The following is a 17959-nucleotide window of genomic DNA, read 5'->3' as shown; positions in this document are numbered from 1 at the left end:
CCGCGGCTGGTTTTTTTTATAGCTTTACAACGGGCTATTAGCCGCGAGGTAACTGAATTTTTTTCTCTGGGCTTTGACGGTAAAGCACAATCGTATGACCGATTGTTTGTAATTTGGTGGCCCCTGTTTCGCGAACAATGGCATCAAAAATAAGCTTTTTTGTTTCACGATCGTCAGTTGGCACTTTCACTTTAATTAATTCGTGAATTTCTAGTGCGCTTTGGATTTCAACTACTACGCCTTCGGTTAAACCGTTAGAACCTAGTAAAACTACAGGCTTAAGGCTATGTGCCTGGCCTTTTAAAAACTGCTTTTGTTTGTTTGATAATGTCATGATATTACAAATTTTGCTGAATATGGCTTGAATTAAGGGTATTCTAACGCCATCTAGAGAATATTACTAATTAGTTGCGTGTTAATTTATGACAAATAAAAAACAGTCAGCCAGTTCACAGCGTTGGCTTAAAGAACATTTTGATGATAAATATGTTCAAGAAGCGCAAAAAAAAGGCTGGCGCTCTCGAGCTGTTTTCAAATTAGACGAAATTCAAAACAGAGATAAGTTATTGCGTCCAGCAATGACAGTAGTAGATTTAGGCGCAGCTCCAGGGAGTTGGTCACAATACTTAGCAGAAAAAGTAGGTGACAAAGGCCAAGTGGTTGCGTGTGATATTTTACCTATGGATTCATTAGCGGGTGTTGACTTTTTACAAGGAGACTTTCGTGAAGAAGCTGTACTTGATGCGCTGTTAAAACGCATTGATGGTAAAAATGTAGATGTGGTATTGTCTGATATGGCACCTAACATGAGTGGTAATAACTCGGTTGATCAGGCGGGTAGCATGTACTTGGTTGAGCTTGCACTTGATATGTGTCACCAAGTTTTAAAGAAAAATGGCGCGTTTATTGTTAAAGTATTCCAAGGTGAAGGCTTTGATCAGTATTTGCAAGATGTACGTAATAGTTTTAAAGCAGTGAAGATACGTAAACCGGATGCCTCGCGTCCCCGTTCTCGGGAAGTATATATAGTAGCGACTGGATACAAACTGTAGTACAGTTGCTTGGCGTTTAGTTGAATTTAAATTAATTGGATACAAGAGGTTAACCCCTTGAGCGATATGGCGAAAAATCTAATACTCTGGCTGGTTATTGCAGTTGTGCTTATGTCAGTATTTCAGAGCTTTAATGGCGGCGATCAAGTTGATCGTCAAACAAGTTACAGTCAATTTGTTAAAGATGCCCGTAGTGGCTCTATACAAGAAGTGTCTATTGAAAGTGGCAGTGGCACAATTACTGGCATAAAAAATAGTGGCGAGCGTTTTCAAACGATTATGCCGATTTATGATAAAGATATTTTAAATGATTTGTTAAAAAGCGATGTAAATGTCAAAGGTGTAAAACCTGAGGAACAATCGTTTTTAGCAAGCATTTTCATTTCTTGGTTCCCTATGATACTGCTAATTGGTGTGTGGATTTTCTTCATGCGTCAGATGCAAGGTGGCGGTGGCAAAGGAGCCATGTCATTTGGTAAGAGTAAAGCCCGCTTAATGAGTGAAGATCAAGTTAAAACGACCTTTGCTGATGTAGCAGGTTGTGATGAAGCCAAAGACGATGTAACCGAGCTGGTGGACTTTTTACGTGACCCTTCTAAGTTTCAAAAATTAGGCGGTAGTATTCCTAAGGGCGTACTTATGGTTGGCCCTCCTGGTACAGGTAAAACATTACTTGCGAAGGCGGTTGCCGGTGAAGCAAAAGTACCGTTTTTTACTATTTCAGGTTCTGATTTTGTTGAAATGTTTGTGGGTGTTGGTGCATCACGTGTACGTGACATGTTCGAACAAGCTAAAAAAGCAGCGCCTTGTATCATCTTCATCGATGAAATCGACGCAGTAGGTCGTAAGCGTGGTGCAGGTATGGGCGGCGGTCACGATGAACGTGAGCAAACGCTTAACCAAATGCTAGTTGAGATGGATGGCTTTGAAGGCAATGAAGGTATTATTGTTATTGCTGCGACTAACCGTCCGGATGTTCTAGATCCAGCATTACTTCGCCCTGGTCGTTTTGACCGTCAAGTTGTGGTTGGCTTACCAGATATTCGTGGTCGTGAGCAAATTCTAAAAGTACACATGCGTAAAGTACCGTTAGGTGATAACGTTGAAGCGGCAGTGATTGCTCGTGGTACACCTGGTTTCTCAGGTGCTGATCTTGCTAACTTAGTGAATGAAGCGGCTCTTTATGCAGCACGTGGTAATAAACGTGTTGTTAGTATGGCTGAATTTGACGCTGCAAAAGATAAAATCATGATGGGTGCTGAACGCAAGACCATGGTGATGAGTGAGCAAGAAAAAGAAATGACTGCTTACCATGAAGCAGGCCATGCCATTGTTGGTCGTATGGTGCCTGAGCACGATCCTGTTTATAAAGTATCTATTATACCACGTGGCCGTGCGCTGGGTGTGACGATGTATTTACCAGAGCAAGACCGTGTTAGTCACTCTAAAGAGCTGCTTGAGTCTATGATTTCTAGCCTCTATGGTGGCCGTATTGCAGAAGCCATTATTTATGGTGAAGACAAAGTAACTACAGGTGCAAGTAACGATATCGAACGTGCAACTGACATTGCTCGCAAAATGGTTACACAATGGGGTTTAAGCGAAAAGCTAGGTCCATTACTTTACGCTGAAGATCAAAACGAAATGTACATGGGTGGCGGCGGTGGTCGTTCTATGAGCATGTCGGACGAAACGGCCAAAGTAATTGATGCAGAAGTGCGTTTGTTCTCAGACCGCAACTATCAACGTGCAGAATCAATATTGAAAGAAAATATTGATATTTTACACGCAATGAAAGATGCACTGATGAAGTATGAAACTATCGATGCGAAACAGATTGATGATTTAATGGCGCGTCAGCCAGTACGTGAACCACGTGATGCGCATGACCGTCATGAAGCTAAACCTGAAAAGGAAGATGTTTCTAAAGGTAAAGCTGTTGATGAAATACAAAAACCAACTAGCGAATCTAAAAACGACGACTCTAAACAAGATGAGTCTAAAAAAGATGAAACAAACCTTGATGATAAAGCGGAATAATCGTTAAAATAACGTATCCAAAAGCCCCGAAGTTCGGGGCTTTTTTGTATCAGTTTGCTGTAATTAATAAATTATACCAATGCGTTTAATAAAGTTAGCTACTTTGGATAGGAAAACCGTGCCTTGTTACCGTCCGACTTTCCTCGCTTAAAATGGTTAAGTATCATAACGAGTTGGTATTACACTGCAGAAACATATTTTAGGGTTAGCGATGAATAATAAAATTAACCTTGCACGTGGTCGAGTGCTTGAACTCAGCGAACCCGTTATTATGGGGATAGTAAACGTTACTCCTGATTCATTTTCAGATGGAGGCCAGTTTTTTAATACAACAGCTGCACTCAATCATGCGATGCAGTTACTTGATGAGGGTGCGACTATTTTAGATATCGGCGGTGAATCTACACGCCCGGGTGCTCCCGATGTCAGCCTTGAAGATGAACTACAGCGCGTTATCCCACTTATTAATGCTATTCGTGAGCAAAGTGATTGCGTTATTTCAATCGATACCAGTAAAGCTGAAGTCATGCGTCAAGCCATTGAAGCAGGTGCCGATATTGTTAATGATGTGCGAGCACTGCAAGAGCCTGGTGCAGTAGAGGTGGTTGCTCAGTATCCTGACGTAGTCGTGTGCTTAATGCATATGCAAGGACAACCGCGAAGTATGCAAAACGCTCCTCACTATGATGATTTAGCAAGCGAGATAAATGACTTTTTTAACCAGCGTATCGCCGCATGCGAAGCTGCTGGTATAAAACAAAGCCAGTTAATATTAGACCCTGGTTTTGGATTTGGAAAAACACTTAAACACAATTATCAAATATTGGCTCAATTTAATGACTATGCGCAGCTTGGCTTACCGCTGCTTGCGGGGTTATCACGTAAGTCAATGATTGGTAATTTACTCAACAGAGATACAAAAGATAGATTAGCTGGTAGTTTAGCTGGCGCATTAATAGCAGCACAAAACGGTGCGCATATTATTCGTGTGCATGATGTAAAAGAAACTGCAGACGTGCTTGGCGTATATCAAGCCTGCAAACAAGGAGTACTTTAATGCAAGAAAGAAAATATTTTGGCACAGACGGTGTGCGTGGTTTAGTAGGTCAAGGGCCTATTAATCCTGAGTTTGCAATGAAATTAGGTTGGGCTGCAGGGCGTGTATTATCACAACATGGCACAAAAAAAGTCATTATTGGTAAAGATACTCGTATTTCTGGTTACATGCTTGAAACTGCATTAGAGTCTGGTCTAATTGCAGCCGGCATTGATGTTATTTTACTCGGCCCTATGCCAACGCCTGCCGTTGCGTATTTAGCGCAAACGTTTCGCGCAGAAGCGGGTATTGTGATCAGCGCATCCCATAATCCTTATTACGATAACGGCATTAAGTTTTTTAATGGCCAAGGCCTAAAGCTAGATGATGTTGTAGAGCTGCAAATTGAAGCCATGCTTGACGAACCAATGACCTGTGTAGCCTCTGATAAGCTAGGTAAAGCAACACGCTTATCAAGCGCTGATGGCCGTTATATAGAGTTTTGTAAAAGTCAGTTTCCACAAGGCTTATCACTAGAAGGGCTAAAAATAGTTTTAGATTGCGCCAACGGTGCAACCTACCACATAGCACCTTCAGTTATGCGAGAGCTTGGTGCAGAGGTGATCACCCATGCGTGTGAGCCAAATGGGGTTAATATTAACCATGAATGTGGTGCAACTCACGTAGATACACTAAAGCAAAAAGTACTTGAGCATAAAGCAGATGTAGGTATCGCTTATGATGGCGACGGCGATCGGGTAATGATGGTTGATCATAATGGCCGCGTATTTGATGGTGATGATTTAGTTTACATTATTGCTTGCCAAGCCGCTCAAGATGACAACCTAGGTGGCGGGGTTGTTGGTACTGTAATGTCGAATATGGGTCTTGAAAATGCGTTAAAAGCCAAAAATATTGCTTTTGCTCGTAGCAAAGTGGGTGACCGTTATGTGATGGAACTACTGCAGCAAAAAGGCTGGAAAATAGGCGGCGAAAGCTCAGGTCATGTTTTAAATCTAGATTTGATTAGCACTGGCGATGGCATCATTTCAAGCTTACAAGTACTTGCTGCTATGGTGGCTCAAAACCGTACACTTCAAGATTTAGGCGCTGGATTTACTAAGTACCCAATGAAAATGATTAATGTGCGATACACTGCCGGTACCGATCCAACCCAAGCACCAGAAGTGCTTGCTGTTGTGGCTGAAGTAGAGCAAAGCTTAGCAGATAAAGGCCGTGTATTACTTCGTAAGTCAGGTACTGAACCTGTTGTACGAGTGATGGTTGAAGCGGAACAAGAAAAAATAGTTATCGATAGCGCTCAGAAAATAGCAGCGGTTGTCGAATCTATGAGCAAACAAACTGATTGATAACAATAACCTCTTGTAACTTTGGGCGAGTCGAGTTAATATCTCGCCCGCTTTCTAATGTGGAGTGGAAAAATGGCAACACGCAAGGCGATGGTCGCAGGCAATTGGAAAATGAATGGTTCATTAGAACTCGTTGAGCAACTGTCTGATGCTATTAACAATGTTAAATCTTCTGAAGTAAACATTGTTTTATTTCCTCCGTTTCCACTGATATCAGCAATGATTGCAAGTGGTGTAACTACTGGGACACAAACAGTTTCAGAGAATACGCCAGGTGCCTTTACTGGTGAAGTAGATGCCCAGCTGGTAAAACAGCTAGGTGCAAAATATGTACTGGTCGGTCATTCAGAGCGCCGCAGTATATACAAAGAAAGCAACGATACCGTAGCCGCAAAATTTGCTCGCGCCCAACAAGTAGGTTTAACACCTATATTATGCGTTGGAGAGAGTGAAATAGAGCAAGAAAACGGGCAAACAGAACAGGTAGTTGCTGCGCAGATTGACGCAGTAATTAATAAATTAGGTGTAGCAGCACTGAAAGAATCTGTGATAGCATATGAGCCCGTTTGGGCTATAGGCACAGGTAAGACTGCATCGCCTGAACAGGCACAAAGTGTTCACAAATTTATCCGTGACAAAATTGCTTCACTAGACAGCGATTTAGCACAAGGGCTAACCATCTTATATGGTGGTAGCGTAAATGAAAAAAATAGCGAATTATTATTTGCACAAACAGATATAGACGGCGGCCTAATTGGTGGCGCAAGTCTAAAAGCAGAATCATTTACTGCTATCTGCAATAGTGCAAAAGGGACCGTATAAGATGTACGAAATTTTATTAGTAGTGTATTTAATTGTAGCTTTAGCGCTTGTTGGTATGGTTTTGATCCAGCAAGGTAAAGGTGCTGACATGGGCTCATCGTTTGGTGCAGGCGCATCGTCTACTGTTTTTGGTTCTTCAGGAGCCGGTAACTTTATGACGAAAACGACAACAACTTTAGCAACTATCTTTTTCGTGTTAAGTATTGTTTTAGGTAACCTAACTGCCGGTCAAATCAAAAAGACTGACGAATGGGAAAACTTAGAAGCGGCTCCAGCTGTTGAAACTGTAACGCCAGTTGAAGAAGATGTTCCAGTAACATCAACTAAAGAGCAAAGCTCTGACGTACCAAATTAATTTAGTTTAAATTGTTAAGTTGCTCTCTTTCCTCAAGTTAGCTTTAAGACTTAACGCTAAGCAATAGCTTAAAAAATGCGGATGTGGTGGAATTGGTAGACACGCTACCTTGAGGGGGTAGTGCTTTCGGGCGTGGGGGTTCAAGTCCCCCCATCCGCACCAAATATAAAAACCAGTAACAGCAATGTTACTGGTTTTTTTGTGCCTAAAATTTAAAATATTAAACAACTCTTTTTGGATTAATGTTGAACATTGAGTAGAACACTCTATATTTCAATTGTAAGTGTTTATGAAAGAATACTACTGTATATTTAACTTTATGTATAAAAAGCATCAAAAGTTAAAAATAAAGTTAACATTTTTGTATCTTAAGCCGATAATAACTATAGATAATTAAACGGGGTAAATTAATATGGCTTCAGGTTTCTCTTTTAAAAACCTCAGCATTACTAAAAAAATACATGCAATTACATCTATAGCGATAATCGCATTTTTAGTAATTGTTTTGGTTAATTACTTTGCTATGAACGAAAATCGCATATCACTTGATGAAATGGAGAAATCTTCTTATAAAGTTGCCAAATTAACCTTGGCTAATGTAAGCATTTTAGAAAAGTTAGATGAGTTATATACTCAGGCTGTAACGTTTGGCGAGCAAGATTTAGTAACAAAAGCGAGTGAAACTTACCAGCAGCTAATCATGAATATAGACGCAATAGAAACAATTAATGCATCTTATATTAATAGCGACACAAAAACGCGACTGACTAATTATGAGAAAATATCTGCAACGATTGCCAACGGTATGGTTAATGGCACGGCTGATTTTAGTAAAATACAACAACAGGCTCAGCTTAAAACAAGTCTTTATGAAGCTGTTTTAACCAGCTTTAAAAGTGCGCAACAAAAAGCAGATGATCGCTTCTTCCAGCTTGTTGCCAATACAAAAGCACGCTCAGATGATGCACTTAACTTAATGCTGGTTGTTGCGGTTGTATCATTAACACTGTTATTGCTTATGGCTATTTGGATTGCACGTAATATTGGTTCATCAGCCAGTGATGCCGCTAATAATCTGAGTCTTTTAGCAAGTGGTAAAGGGTCATTAAGTACAAAGCTTGCCGTTAACTCTGAAGATGAAATAGGTCAGGTATCAATAAATTTTAATGCATTCATTAGCTTGCTTAGAGAAACAGTTTTAGAAGTCATCGCGGTATGTGAACCGTTAATGGAGAATTCAACCCGTCTTGTACAGGGGATGGAGCGAGCTGAGCGAGCAACTACTAAGCAAACTACCGATGCCGATGTTGTTAAACAGTCTATGGAAGAGATGAAGCAAAGTGTTGGCGATATTTCACAATCAGCAGCAAGCGCATCTAATGCCGTGCAAACAGCAGAAAAAGAAGTAGATCAAAGCCGTGCTCAAGTAAAAATGTCTGTTAACGCATCGCGCACTCTAAGCGATGAAATTAATATAGCGGCTAACACCATTAATAAGTTAGCCGATGACACTAAAAATGTATCGCAAATACTAAATGTGATTACATCCATTGCCGAGCAAACAAACTTATTAGCCCTAAATGCCGCAATAGAAGCTGCACGCGCGGGTGAACATGGACGAGGCTTTGCTGTGGTTGCTGATGAAGTCCGTGAGCTTGCATCACGCACTGCACAGTCAACCAATGAAATTCGTGAGTTATTAAGTACCCTAAGTGTAGCTGCCAATGAATCTGTGACGGCTATGACCTCTGCAAGAGATATGGCAACCGATAATGCCAGTGCAGCAGAGCAAACCGGTGTTTCGATTGAAAAAATAGCCGAGCAAATACTAGAGATTAATGGTATGAACTCGCAAATTGCAGCAGCAACTGAAGAGCAAACCTCAGTTGCCGCAATGGTTGTAGATAACGTATCTAATATGCATGTTTCATTTGAAGATACGATGAGCTCACTCAAAGCTGTAAGAGATGTAGCTAAAAACTTACATTACCTTTCAGATAACTTATTGGATGCAACTGCTAAGTTTAAAATTGATGAGTAGTCGTTAAGGCGATATTTTAATGTTTTATGAAGGTTGTAAATAATAGGCATAAAAAAGCCCGCAATAGAGTATTTATTGCGGGCTTTTTATTTTTAATTTAGCAGATTAATACTTGCCTACTACTTTGACTTTATCACTTGCTTTAGCGCTATCAATATAGCCAATCGCATCTGTATTAGCAGCTACAAAATCAATCACGGCTTGGTCATTATCCAGTTTACCTGGAGGTGTGCCTTTACCAGTAAAAACCAGCTTTGACCAATAAGCATTTAACTGGCTGCCTGACTTACCAACAAGCTTGTCGTTAAATTCATCAGCTACCGCAGTACCATTTTGGTTAACAGGGTTTACTTTGGTGCCATCAGCAAATGATTTGCTCTTGCCAAGGTATATTTTTTTAATATCGTCTTGGCTTACAGCATTGGCATTCGCTGGGTTAACGATCACTGCAACTTCAGCAAATGCTGCAGTACTACATAGTGTTAGCATACTGGCTAAAATTAATTTCTTCATCATTCGCTCCAATTAAAATACTAAATCAACGCCAACGGCAACTACGTCAGTTTCAGTATTTGAGATATCATCTTTTAGGCGGCTAAAGTCTACTTTAAAGGCAGCCATTGGGTGGAAGTCATAACGAGCACCAATTGTGTATACATTACTCTTAGCTTTAGAGCCTTCCAAAACTTGGTTAAGCCCAGCATTTAACGGCGGTACATTTGGTAGTGCATTATAACGATTACTATCATGCTCATCATCGTTGTTTTCATAGGTTAAATGAACAAGCCATTCGTCCATACGGTAGCCTAAAGATGTGTAATATTGAGTTTGCTTAGCGAGCGCACTGTTATCTACTTCAAACTGTGTGTATTCAGCGTCGAACAAGATATTGTTGTAATCAATTGAAAAGCCAAGTGCTAAAAATGCACCATCGTCTTCGTCAATAGCAATACTGTTTGCTTGATCAACAAAACCTGAGTTACGAAGGGCTTGTTCTAAGCCATTAAGCGCCATACCTTCGGCCGTATCATTTTCAATCTCAATACTTGTTTCAGCAACAAAGTAAGCAGCGCGAGCACTGAACCAATCGTAACTCAATGTCCAGTTTAACCCTGCAATGTCGTTAAGCTCGGTATCACCGTTAACAGATACTACGGCAATGTTATCATCGAAGCTGCCGTAAATAACCTGAAGAGTAGAGTCCCAATCACCAAGTTGAGTTGTATGTAATAAGCTTAGGCCTTCATAGGTTGAAAACGGTAAGTTATATACAGACTGAGGTGGGCGCACCCAGCGGTAGGTATAGCCAACATCTAAAAAGTCAGAGTAGCGATAAAAAGGTGCACGCATTTTACCAGCACTGATTTGTAATTCGTCAGATATCTCATAAGTTAAGTATGCCCATTCAAAGTCGGCGTCAAAATCATTTTCGCCGCGAGCCACTATCTGCGCTGTAGCGGATAGCTTCTCTTGCAGGTCAGCGGTTAGCTGAAGAGCAAACACGCTTTCATTTTTAAATGAAATATCATCATCATATCCATATAACGTTTGATCACTATCGAGCGACTTACCACCGACAATAGAAGCAAACCCATTAATACGAACTTCAGCACTCGCGTTACTTGTGGCAAGTGCGCAACAAATTGCTACTGCTACAGATAGTTTTTTCATTGTGTATCCTATTTAATTTCATGTGTATCCCGCTGCAGTATAAGATGAGTATTAACTTTTTTCTAATTAAAATTAATAAATTAAGTACTTTTCACTACTTTTTTGCAACAAGAACGCATGGCTGTGATTGAAAATTAAGGATTTTTTTATCTAAGGTAATGTAACCAACTGAGTTATTTGAGTTATTTATGATGGGGTGATGTTTATTGCAGTACGTATTAAGTAGTAATTATTTTTTTTAGTTATGAACGCGTATTTATATTTTTTAGGTTATCTTGGCACCAACGAATTGCCTGCTGTTTATTTTTGACCGCTATTTTTTTATAAATTTTATGTAAGTGTACTCTAACCGTAGCTTCACTTATAAATAAACTATCAGCAATAGCACTGCAATGAAGACCACTAAAGAGTAGGTTAAGCACTTTAATTTCTTTATCGGTTAGGTTACTTGTTTGCAAAGCATTTTTTTGCTCTGTATCGAGCATTTGGCGCATCCAAATATCACTGATTGTCCGTGGAAACCACAATTCTCCTTGTGTAATTGCATCTAACCCCCTGTTGAATAGCTCTTCATTGGTGTCTTGATAAAAAAGACCTTTTAAGTTTGGCCATTCTTTTAGTGAAATAACATCAGTGTCTTTAGGAATATTAAAAATAACCAATCCCTGATAATTATTGATTTGTATAAAATGGCTCAGAAGTTCGTAATTTGTAAGCGTATTGAGTGCTGAATAGCTGACTAACAATATGTCGCTATTTAATGTTGTAAAAAATAACGGATTGTAGGGGTTGTTATTAAAAAGCATGTTTGCTGATTGCGTGGTCTGTTTTTTTGTCATGCTTTTCACCTAAAAATGGTTTTGCTTAATATTTAAATATAAAGGGTCTTTGGATATTGTCATAACTTCAAGTAGCTTTAATGTGTTTTTTACAATAAACCGGCTGTGTGATTAATGAGCAATATCGGTGGTGGTTAGTATTAAAGTCTTAATTTAAATTAGAACTGCGTCATTGTTTAGATAATTAGTTTAGGTTAAAAAGTTAAAAATTAATTTTTTTTTGCTTAAACTAAAGTTAAATATACATATTGTAACTTTTATGTAATACAATACACTCCCAGAGGAAAGATGCATCTAACGCATCTTTTTTTATGCCTACAATTTATGTTTACACAGCATAACGCATAATTAAATTAATACCCTTTGGAGAAAACCTTGAAATTACGCACCCTCTCACAGTTAAGTTTAGCGGTTATTGCAGCCCTAACAACTTCCGCAAATGCACAAGAAGCTAAAACGACAGCCAAACAAGACGCGTTTGAAAAAATTGAAGTGACAGCTCGTAAACGTACAGAGAGCTTGTTCGAATCTCCAACTGCGATTACATCAATAGGTGCTAACCTTATTGATAAAGCCAATATGGGTAACTTAGAAGATATTGGTAAATACGTTCCTAACTTAAACATTACTCGTTATGGTGTTGGTAATGCAGCACATGCCTCAGTGTTTATTCGTGGTATTGGTTTGCAAGATCACATTATAACAACCGATCCAGGCGTCGGTGTTTACCTAGATGGTGTTTACTTAGGTCGCCAAATGGGGTCTAACTTATCACTTCCTAATGTAGAGCGAGTTGAAGTTCTACGTGGGCCACAAGGCACACTTTATGGCCGTAACACATTAGGTGGTGCAGTAAACGTAATTACTAAACAACCTGGTGATGAAGGTATTCTAACAACAACCGCTAAAGTGGGCAGTCGTGGTCGAGTTGCGGGTGATATTTACTTTAATAATGCACTAACTAACGATCTAAGCATGTCAGCAAGTGCGTCATACAAACAACGTAATGGGGTAGGTACAGCAGTAAACTTAGCTAATCCTGAAAAAGAAATTGGTGAAGAGCAAGAGTTTAGTGGTCGTATCGCACTTAAATACGAAGCAACCAGTGATTTAGCGTTTACCTTCTCGCTAGATGGCGTTGATAATGAGTCAGGTCAATCGCCTTATACTATTGAACTGACAGATTCATTAGATTCAAATGATGTCTTTAATGGCGATTTCCCATTATTAACTGAAGACTTAATTCCTCAAAACCCTGATGATTTAGGCACAACGGTTGCAGGTATTGAGTCAACTTCATATTCTGGTTGGGGCACGTCATTTACAGCTGACTGGGCCATTAATAACACGTATACAGCTAAGTTTATTTCAAGCTACCGTACTTCTGAGTATGAAGGTGGCTTAGATGATGATGCATCACCACTTAACTTATCTGAGTTCCCAGAAGTAGGCGGTGCAGATCAATACTCTTTTGAAGTTCAGCTAAACGCAACGTTTGATAAAATGGACTTTGTATCGGGTCTATACTTCTTTAATGAAGATGGTTTTACTCGCTCAGAAGATTTTGTATTTAGCCCATTTAACACGCCAAATGGTCTATTGAATGATGGTGTTACTCCGTCATTTGGTGGTTTTGGCTTTTTTGAAATCAATCAAGAAACAAACTCATACGCAGCTTACATCAACGGTAGTTACGATTTAACTGATGATTTAACAATCGGCGGTGGTCTTCGTTACTCAGAAGATAAAAAAGATGCGAATGCTATTTTCCCAACCTTCCCTGAACGTAAAGACATTAGTGCAGACTTTAATGCAGTAACATGGGACATTAATGCTTCATACCAGCTTAGCAATAATATGAATGTATACGGTCAAGTGCAAAAAGGTTACCAAACAGGTGGCTTTCCACCGCGCCCATTTGGTGGTCCGGATCAGTTTGTATCGTTTGATGAAACCAAAGCAGTTAACTACGAGATTGGTTTAAAAGGCCAAGTACATGAAAATGTATCTATGATGCTTGCAATGTTTGTTACTGACTACACTGATTTAGCACTGCCATTCTCAGATCCAACCGCGGGCGGTGGCTTTGTAACTATCGTTGAAAATGCAGGCCAGTCTAAAGCGCAAGGTATTGAGCTTGAAACCACAATTGCACTAACCGACGACTTTACTATTCGCACTGCAGTAGGTTACTTAGATTCTGAAATTACAGAAGTGGCTGAGGGTGTACAAGGTATTGGTAAAGGTGACTCACCAGCACTGACACCTCGTTGGACAGTGATGGTTGCTCCATCTTACTTTGTTGATTTAAGCAATGGTGGCACTGTTGCATTAAATGCAAACTACTCGTACCGTAGCGAAATGCAAGGTCAGTCAGTTTTCAATAAAAGTGAAACGATTGATTCGCGTGAGCTAGTTGGTTTTAATATTTCTTACACTAATCCATACGGCGATATGGAAGTAACGCTATATGGTGAGAACGTATTAAACGAAGTTTACGATGTAGGTCGCCTGCAGCAAACTGGCTTTGTTGGCGTAATGCGCAGCAATGATCGTAGTGAGTTTGGTTTAAAATTCAAAAAAGACTTTGAACTATAATCTATAACTTGCTCTAAAAATAAAACAAAAAAGGTAAGCCATGGCTTACCTTTTTTTATGGTTAAAAATAATTAACCTTCTTTATGCTCTTCACGTGCTTGCTCAATTTCTGCCGCAATTTCACGTGCTTTTTGCTTAGTTTTTTCAGTTAGCTCGCCAGCCGCTTCTTTGCTTTTGATCCATGCATCAACAGCTACTTCTTTGCCGTCATCGTACATGTCTAAGCCCATCGCTTTACTCTCTTCGAGTAGCTCATTTAATGACTCGTCATTTTTAAGCTCATTGGTTTTTTCTTTAACGTCGTTCCACGTTTCGTTTAGCTTTTCTTGAACTTCAGCGCTCGTTTGTTTGGCGTCTTGTTTCACTTCGTTGGCATCTTCACACCCTGTTAGTGTAATTAAAGTGCCTAATAATGCTAAACCTGCTAATTTCTTCATTGACTATCTCCTTTAGTGAAAAATATATTTCAAAGGTAACTATACAACAATGAAAATGAACATAGCTGTAACAACACGATTAAGTTTTAAATTAATGGACGAAAATGATTGGCAGCAATTATATGAGCTCGATCAAGACCCAGCCGTTATGCAGTATTTAACTCAAGGTAAACCTACCACTCTTGAAGAGATAAAAACGAAAGCCATTCCAAGAATGCTCACTTATCGCAATGAGCAACAAGGTTGGGGGCTATGGCAAGTAACTCTGCGTGAAAGTAATACTTTTATTGGCTGGGTGCTTGTTCGGCCGATGGGCTTTTTTTCAGATACGCCTGACTTTAGTGATATTGAAGTAGGCTGGCGGTTTAAACGAGCGAGTTGGGGTAAGGGTTATGCAATTGAGGCGGCAAAAGCGATTTGCTCAACGATTGAAAAACAGTCGCAAATAAAGGCAATTAGTGCCACAGCGCTGACCGCCAACGTTGGCTCAATTAACATCATGAAAAAGCTCGGTATGCAGCTACAACACTATTATATTCATACTGATGATGGCTCAAACTTAACTGCTGCGCTTTATTCAAAGCCCTGCAGTTGAGCTAAAACTTCCTAAGCCTCAAAAATGTAGCATCTAAATATTGACCTGATGTTTGTTACTATGCATTAATGTTTGCCATCAATGTATAAAAATAACCTAAGGATATGGGATGGGATCACTTTTTTCACCACGTAAGCTAATTATCAGTAGTATTGTGGTAATACAGTTATGTGTTTTTAATGTAGCGGCTAAACAGAGTGCCGTTGCCATGCCAGACACTTTTAGTGCACATGCTGCAAAAGCTGTGTTAGAACAAGGTGGTAACGCGGTTGATGCCGCTATTGCAGCACAGTTTGTATTGGCCGTTACGTTTCCCGAGGCGGGTAATATTGGCGGCGGTGGGTTTATGCTTATTCATAAGGATGGCCAAGGTGATTTTATAGATTACCGTGAAACTGCACCGAACGCCGCACATCGTGATATGTATTTAGACGCGCAAGGGCAAGTTATTGCTAATAAATCTATTTATGGTATTCATGCCAGTGGCGTACCTGGGAGTGTTGCTGGTATGTGGCTAGCACATAAGAAGCATGGCACACTTCCTTGGAAAACCTTAGTACAACCTGCGGTTACATTAGCTGAGCAAGGTTTCGTGGTGCCCGAAAAGTTGGCTCAGTTAATTAAGGGCTACATAGAGCACCTAAACAATAAAAACATTAAAGTAAATTTTGCCAGTTATTTTGCAAGCGCTACACCAGGTAAGCTTTTTAAACAACCTGAGCTTGCAGCGACACTTAAACGCATTCGCGATAATGGTAAAGATGGCTTTTATCAAGGTGAAACCGCAACGATCATCGCAAACTTTATGAAGCAACATGGCGGTATTATTACTCAAGACGATTTAAAAAATTACCGCGCAAAGTCTCGTACTCCTATAAAAGCTAACTGGAACGGCCATCAAGTGCTTACTTCACCGCCACCAAGCTCCGGCGGTATTGCTATATTACAATGGCTTAAAATATATGAGCTTAAAAAGCCCATAGCTGCACCATCACATAATTCAATTGGGTATGTGCACTTACTTGCTGAAATAGGTAAGCGAGTGTTTGCTGATAGGGCAGAATACTTAGGCGACCCTGATTTTTACCAAGTGCCTAAAGCTAAGTTACTTGCAGAAAACTATCTTAAAAACCGCAGCAATAGTATAGATTTAAAGGCCATTTCTACCACTGAAAATATTAAACCGGGTTTAAAAGAAAGCGAACAAACCACTCACTTTTCTATTATTGATAACATGGGGAATGCTGTTGCTAATACCACCACCATCAATTTAGGGTTTGGTAGTGGCGTAGTCGTAGAAGGCGCTGGCTTTATTTTAAATGATGAAATGGATGACTTTAGCGCTAAACCCGGGGTTATGAATGTATTTGGCGCCATTGGCGGAAAAGCGAATGAAATTCAGCCCCATAAACGTATGTTAAGCTCTATGACTCCAACCATTTTACTCAGTAATAATAAGGTGAAAATGGTAACAGGGTCGCCTGGCGGCACCACAATTATTAGTTCAGTGTATCAATCAATACTCAATGCGATTGAATTTAATATGAGCGCAAATGAAGTAGTAAATAGCCCGCGTTTTCACCATCAGTTATGGCCTAAAAATGTGATTAGAGCGCACTCGGGTTTGGAGTCCTCAGTAAAGCAACAGCTAATAAAAATGGGTTATACAGTGGATGAGCGTCACTTTGGTGATATGCATGTGATTATCAATAATGATGGCAAATTAGATGCGGCGTCTGAACAAAGCGGAAGAGGGCAAGCGATAGTATTTTAACGTTAACAATTGACGTTTGAATGGTATGCACCCCAAAACCATCATTGGGGTGCACACATTAGAACAACTATAGGGGCTAGCCTATAGCCGGTATAAGTCCTGCCATTTGCAGGCATTGTGCGCTAATAATTGAAATACCACACAAAGCGGCTATGGCCAAACCAATATTACCACTGCGTACTTTATAGCCTTCTTTTTCAATCCCCTGACGCTGCTTGTACACCATGCTAACAGGTAAAAATACTGCCAATATAACCAAAGCAATGGCTGCATAGCCTAATGCCATAATAAATCCTTGCGGGTAAAATAAAGCAAATCCAAGAGGAGGAACAAAAGTAATAAGTGCTGTTTTAATTCTATCTGTGCCCGTATCTGCTTTTTTGAATGTGTCAGCAAAAAAGTCAAATAACCCCAAGCTTACCCCTAAAAATGACGTTGCTAGAGCTAAGTCGGCAAAGAGTTTAACCGCAGTAGAAACATTGGCGTTATTGGCAATATTGGCCACACTGGCTACAAACCCAGTTAACCCTTCGCTTTGTAGTAATTGATCTTGGCTCATTATGCCTTGGCTTAATACTTGCCAAAATACATAAATAACCAGTGGTAAAGAGGCGCCTGCAATCATAACTTTGCGCAAGGTTTTTATATCAAGCCCGACGTATTTAACAATAGAAGGAATAGAACCATGAAAGCCAAAAGAGGTAAATACCACTGGAATAGCCGACAGTATCAGCCCTTGCTCAACAGGCATTTCCAATAAGTGTTGGCCATGTACATAAGGTGTTAACATATAAAACAAGCTAGCTAAAACCACTATTTTTATACTAAACAGCACTCGATTGAGCTTATCAACTTTACTAGTACCCAAAGTCACCACGCCTGCAATCAATACGGCTAAAATAACGGAGCCTAATTGTGGAGCAATACTAAGATTAAACCCAGTATTAATGCGCTCTTGTAGCTGAGCACCACCACCGGCTATGTAAGCAGCGCACAGTGCATAAAATAAGAATATCATCGAAAAGTTAGCTACATACTGGCCACGTTTACCAAGCCAAAGCTTAGCCAGTGTATTTAAAGTCGCATCGCGAGGGGCATATTGGTGCAGCTCCAACATAAGCAATGCAGTGTAGGTCATTAGTAACCAACAGCCGACAATTAACACCATTGCCGTATTAAACCCGAGCCCCGCAGAGGCGATTGGTAGGGCAAGCATACCCGCGCCTATGGTAGTTCCTGCAACAATTAACATGCTACCTATTGTTTTATTTTTAAGCACTTAATGATCCTGATCAAACGTGAGAGACACGCAAGATATAACTAGTTGTG

The 17959-nt window shown here is 40.0% G+C and carries 16 protein-coding genes and 1 tRNA gene; 11 read left to right on the top strand and 6 right to left on the bottom strand.

Annotated elements, in window-relative coordinates; translation table 11 throughout:
- Positions 1-37: 37 nt before the first annotated feature.
- Positions 38-334 carry a ribosome assembly RNA-binding protein YhbY gene (gene yhbY, locus CWB78_RS01710; protein WP_008112687.1) on the bottom strand — a complete coding sequence of 99 codons (297 nt, stop codon included), beginning with the start codon at positions 332-334 and terminating at the stop codon, positions 38-40.
- An 88-nt stretch (positions 335-422) separates the two neighbouring features.
- On the opposite strand from yhbY, the gene rlmE reads away from it, so the two are divergent.
- The 8 genes from rlmE (at position 423) to CWB78_RS01670 (ending at position 8716) form a co-directional block, all read left to right on the top strand.
- Complete coding sequence (rlmE, locus tag CWB78_RS01705; RefSeq protein WP_010388002.1) at positions 423-1052, top strand: 23S rRNA (uridine(2552)-2'-O)-methyltransferase RlmE; 630 nt, start codon at positions 423-425, stop codon at positions 1050-1052.
- A 66-nt stretch (positions 1053-1118) separates the two neighbouring features.
- A complete protein-coding gene (ftsH, locus tag CWB78_RS01700; RefSeq protein ID WP_138594009.1) occupies positions 1119-3092 on the top strand; it encodes an ATP-dependent zinc metalloprotease FtsH in 1974 nt (657 codons plus the stop codon).
- A 211-nt stretch (positions 3093-3303) separates the two neighbouring features.
- Positions 3304-4149 carry a dihydropteroate synthase gene (folP, locus tag CWB78_RS01695; protein WP_138594008.1) on the top strand — a complete coding sequence of 282 codons (846 nt, stop codon included), beginning with the start codon at positions 3304-3306 and terminating at the stop codon, positions 4147-4149.
- The gene (gene glmM / locus CWB78_RS01690) at positions 4149-5498 is read left to right on the top strand and encodes a phosphoglucosamine mutase (RefSeq protein ID WP_138594007.1); all 1350 of its coding nucleotides are present in this window, start codon (positions 4149-4151) and stop codon (positions 5496-5498) included. Before folP ends, glmM begins: the two co-directional genes overlap by 1 nt.
- Positions 5499-5570: 72 nt before the next feature.
- Entirely contained in the window at positions 5571-6320 is a 750-nt protein-coding gene (gene tpiA, locus CWB78_RS01685; RefSeq protein ID WP_010388008.1) for a triose-phosphate isomerase, read from the top strand.
- A 1-nt stretch (position 6321) separates the two neighbouring features.
- The gene (gene secG / locus CWB78_RS01680) at positions 6322-6675 is read left to right on the top strand and encodes a preprotein translocase subunit SecG (RefSeq protein ID WP_010388009.1); all 354 of its coding nucleotides are present in this window, start codon (positions 6322-6324) and stop codon (positions 6673-6675) included.
- Between the two features lie 77 nt (positions 6676-6752).
- Positions 6753-6837 (top strand) — tRNA-Leu (locus CWB78_RS01675).
- Positions 6838-7087: 250 nt separating this feature from the next.
- On the top strand, positions 7088-8716 hold the full coding sequence (locus tag CWB78_RS01670; protein ID WP_054201677.1) for a methyl-accepting chemotaxis protein: 1629 nt from the start codon (positions 7088-7090) through the stop codon (positions 8714-8716).
- Between the two features lie 105 nt (positions 8717-8821).
- Here the strand turns inward: CWB78_RS01670 and CWB78_RS01665 are convergent, their stop codons facing one another.
- The 3 genes from CWB78_RS01665 to CWB78_RS01655 all read right to left on the bottom strand — a co-directional run bounded on the left by CWB78_RS01665 (position 8822) and on the right by CWB78_RS01655 (position 11226).
- Positions 8822-9229, bottom strand: a complete 408-nt coding sequence (locus CWB78_RS01665; RefSeq protein WP_010388011.1) for a type 2 periplasmic-binding domain-containing protein — start codon at positions 9227-9229, stop codon at positions 8822-8824.
- Positions 9230-9241: 12 nt separating this feature from the next.
- On the bottom strand, positions 9242-10387 hold the full coding sequence (locus tag CWB78_RS01660) for a porin (protein ID WP_054201676.1): 1146 nt from the start codon (positions 10385-10387) through the stop codon (positions 9242-9244).
- 242 nt (positions 10388-10629) lie between these two features.
- Positions 10630-11226, bottom strand: a complete 597-nt coding sequence (locus tag CWB78_RS01655; RefSeq protein WP_138594006.1) for a LuxR C-terminal-related transcriptional regulator — start codon at positions 11224-11226, stop codon at positions 10630-10632.
- Between the two features lie 375 nt (positions 11227-11601).
- Here CWB78_RS01655 and CWB78_RS01650 point away from each other — a divergent pair, with 375 nt between their 5' ends.
- A complete protein-coding gene (locus CWB78_RS01650; protein ID WP_010388016.1) occupies positions 11602-13824 on the top strand; it encodes a TonB-dependent receptor in 2223 nt (740 codons plus the stop codon).
- Positions 13825-13895: 71 nt separating this feature from the next.
- Here CWB78_RS01650 and CWB78_RS01645 read toward each other — a convergent pair whose 3' ends face one another.
- Entirely contained in the window at positions 13896-14261 is a 366-nt protein-coding gene (locus tag CWB78_RS01645; protein ID WP_010388018.1) for a hypothetical protein, read from the bottom strand.
- Positions 14262-14310: 49 nt separating this feature from the next.
- Here CWB78_RS01645 and CWB78_RS01640 point away from each other — a divergent pair, with 49 nt between their 5' ends.
- Together CWB78_RS01640 and ggt are read left to right on the top strand one after the other, a co-directional pair.
- A complete protein-coding gene (locus tag CWB78_RS01640; protein WP_054201673.1) occupies positions 14311-14856 on the top strand; it encodes a GNAT family N-acetyltransferase in 546 nt (181 codons plus the stop codon).
- 109 nt (positions 14857-14965) lie between these two features.
- A complete protein-coding gene (ggt, locus tag CWB78_RS01635) occupies positions 14966-16630 on the top strand; it encodes a gamma-glutamyltransferase (protein WP_138594005.1) in 1665 nt (554 codons plus the stop codon).
- 76 nt (positions 16631-16706) lie between these two features.
- Here ggt and CWB78_RS01630 read toward each other — a convergent pair whose 3' ends face one another.
- Complete coding sequence (locus tag CWB78_RS01630) at positions 16707-17909, bottom strand: aromatic amino acid transport family protein (protein WP_138594004.1); 1203 nt, start codon at positions 17907-17909, stop codon at positions 16707-16709.
- Positions 17910-17959 lie beyond the last annotated feature (50 nt).

Source organism: Pseudoalteromonas sp. S1612, assembly GCF_005887175.1.
Classification (GTDB): Bacteria; Pseudomonadota; Gammaproteobacteria; order Enterobacterales; family Alteromonadaceae; genus Pseudoalteromonas; species Pseudoalteromonas undina.
The sequence above is the reverse complement of the archived record's forward strand: the minus strand, read 5'-3'. Positions and strand labels throughout refer to the sequence as shown.

Bases quoted from the DNA above. Each gene is read 5' to 3' on its own strand.
- folP (WP_138594008.1), top strand. From the start codon at position 3,304: ATGAATAATAAAATTAACCTTGCACGTGGTCGAGTGCTTGAACTCAGC.
- ftsH (WP_138594009.1), top strand. From the start codon at position 1,119: ATGGCGAAAAATCTAATACTCTGGCTGGTTATTGCAGTTGTGCTTATG.
- yhbY (WP_008112687.1), bottom strand. From the start codon at position 334: ATGACATTATCAAACAAACAAAAGCAGTTTTTAAAAGGCCAGGCACAT.
- CWB78_RS01655 (WP_138594006.1), bottom strand. From the start codon at position 11,226: ATGACAAAAAAACAGACCACGCAATCAGCAAACATGCTTTTTAATAAC.
- CWB78_RS01660 (WP_054201676.1), bottom strand. From the start codon at position 10,387: ATGAAAAAACTATCTGTAGCAGTAGCAATTTGTTGCGCACTTGCCACA.
- tpiA (WP_010388008.1), top strand. From the start codon at position 5,571: ATGGCAACACGCAAGGCGATGGTCGCAGGCAATTGGAAAATGAATGGT.
- rlmE (WP_010388002.1), top strand. From the start codon at position 423: ATGACAAATAAAAAACAGTCAGCCAGTTCACAGCGTTGGCTTAAAGAA.
- CWB78_RS01665 (WP_010388011.1), bottom strand. From the start codon at position 9,229: ATGAAGAAATTAATTTTAGCCAGTATGCTAACACTATGTAGTACTGCA.
- ggt (WP_138594005.1), top strand. From the start codon at position 14,966: ATGGGATCACTTTTTTCACCACGTAAGCTAATTATCAGTAGTATTGTG.
- secG (WP_010388009.1), top strand. From the start codon at position 6,322: ATGTACGAAATTTTATTAGTAGTGTATTTAATTGTAGCTTTAGCGCTT.
- glmM (WP_138594007.1), top strand. From the start codon at position 4,149: ATGCAAGAAAGAAAATATTTTGGCACAGACGGTGTGCGTGGTTTAGTA.
- CWB78_RS01640 (WP_054201673.1), top strand. From the start codon at position 14,311: ATGAAAATGAACATAGCTGTAACAACACGATTAAGTTTTAAATTAATG.
- CWB78_RS01670 (WP_054201677.1), top strand. From the start codon at position 7,088: ATGGCTTCAGGTTTCTCTTTTAAAAACCTCAGCATTACTAAAAAAATA.
- CWB78_RS01645 (WP_010388018.1), bottom strand. From the start codon at position 14,261: ATGAAGAAATTAGCAGGTTTAGCATTATTAGGCACTTTAATTACACTA.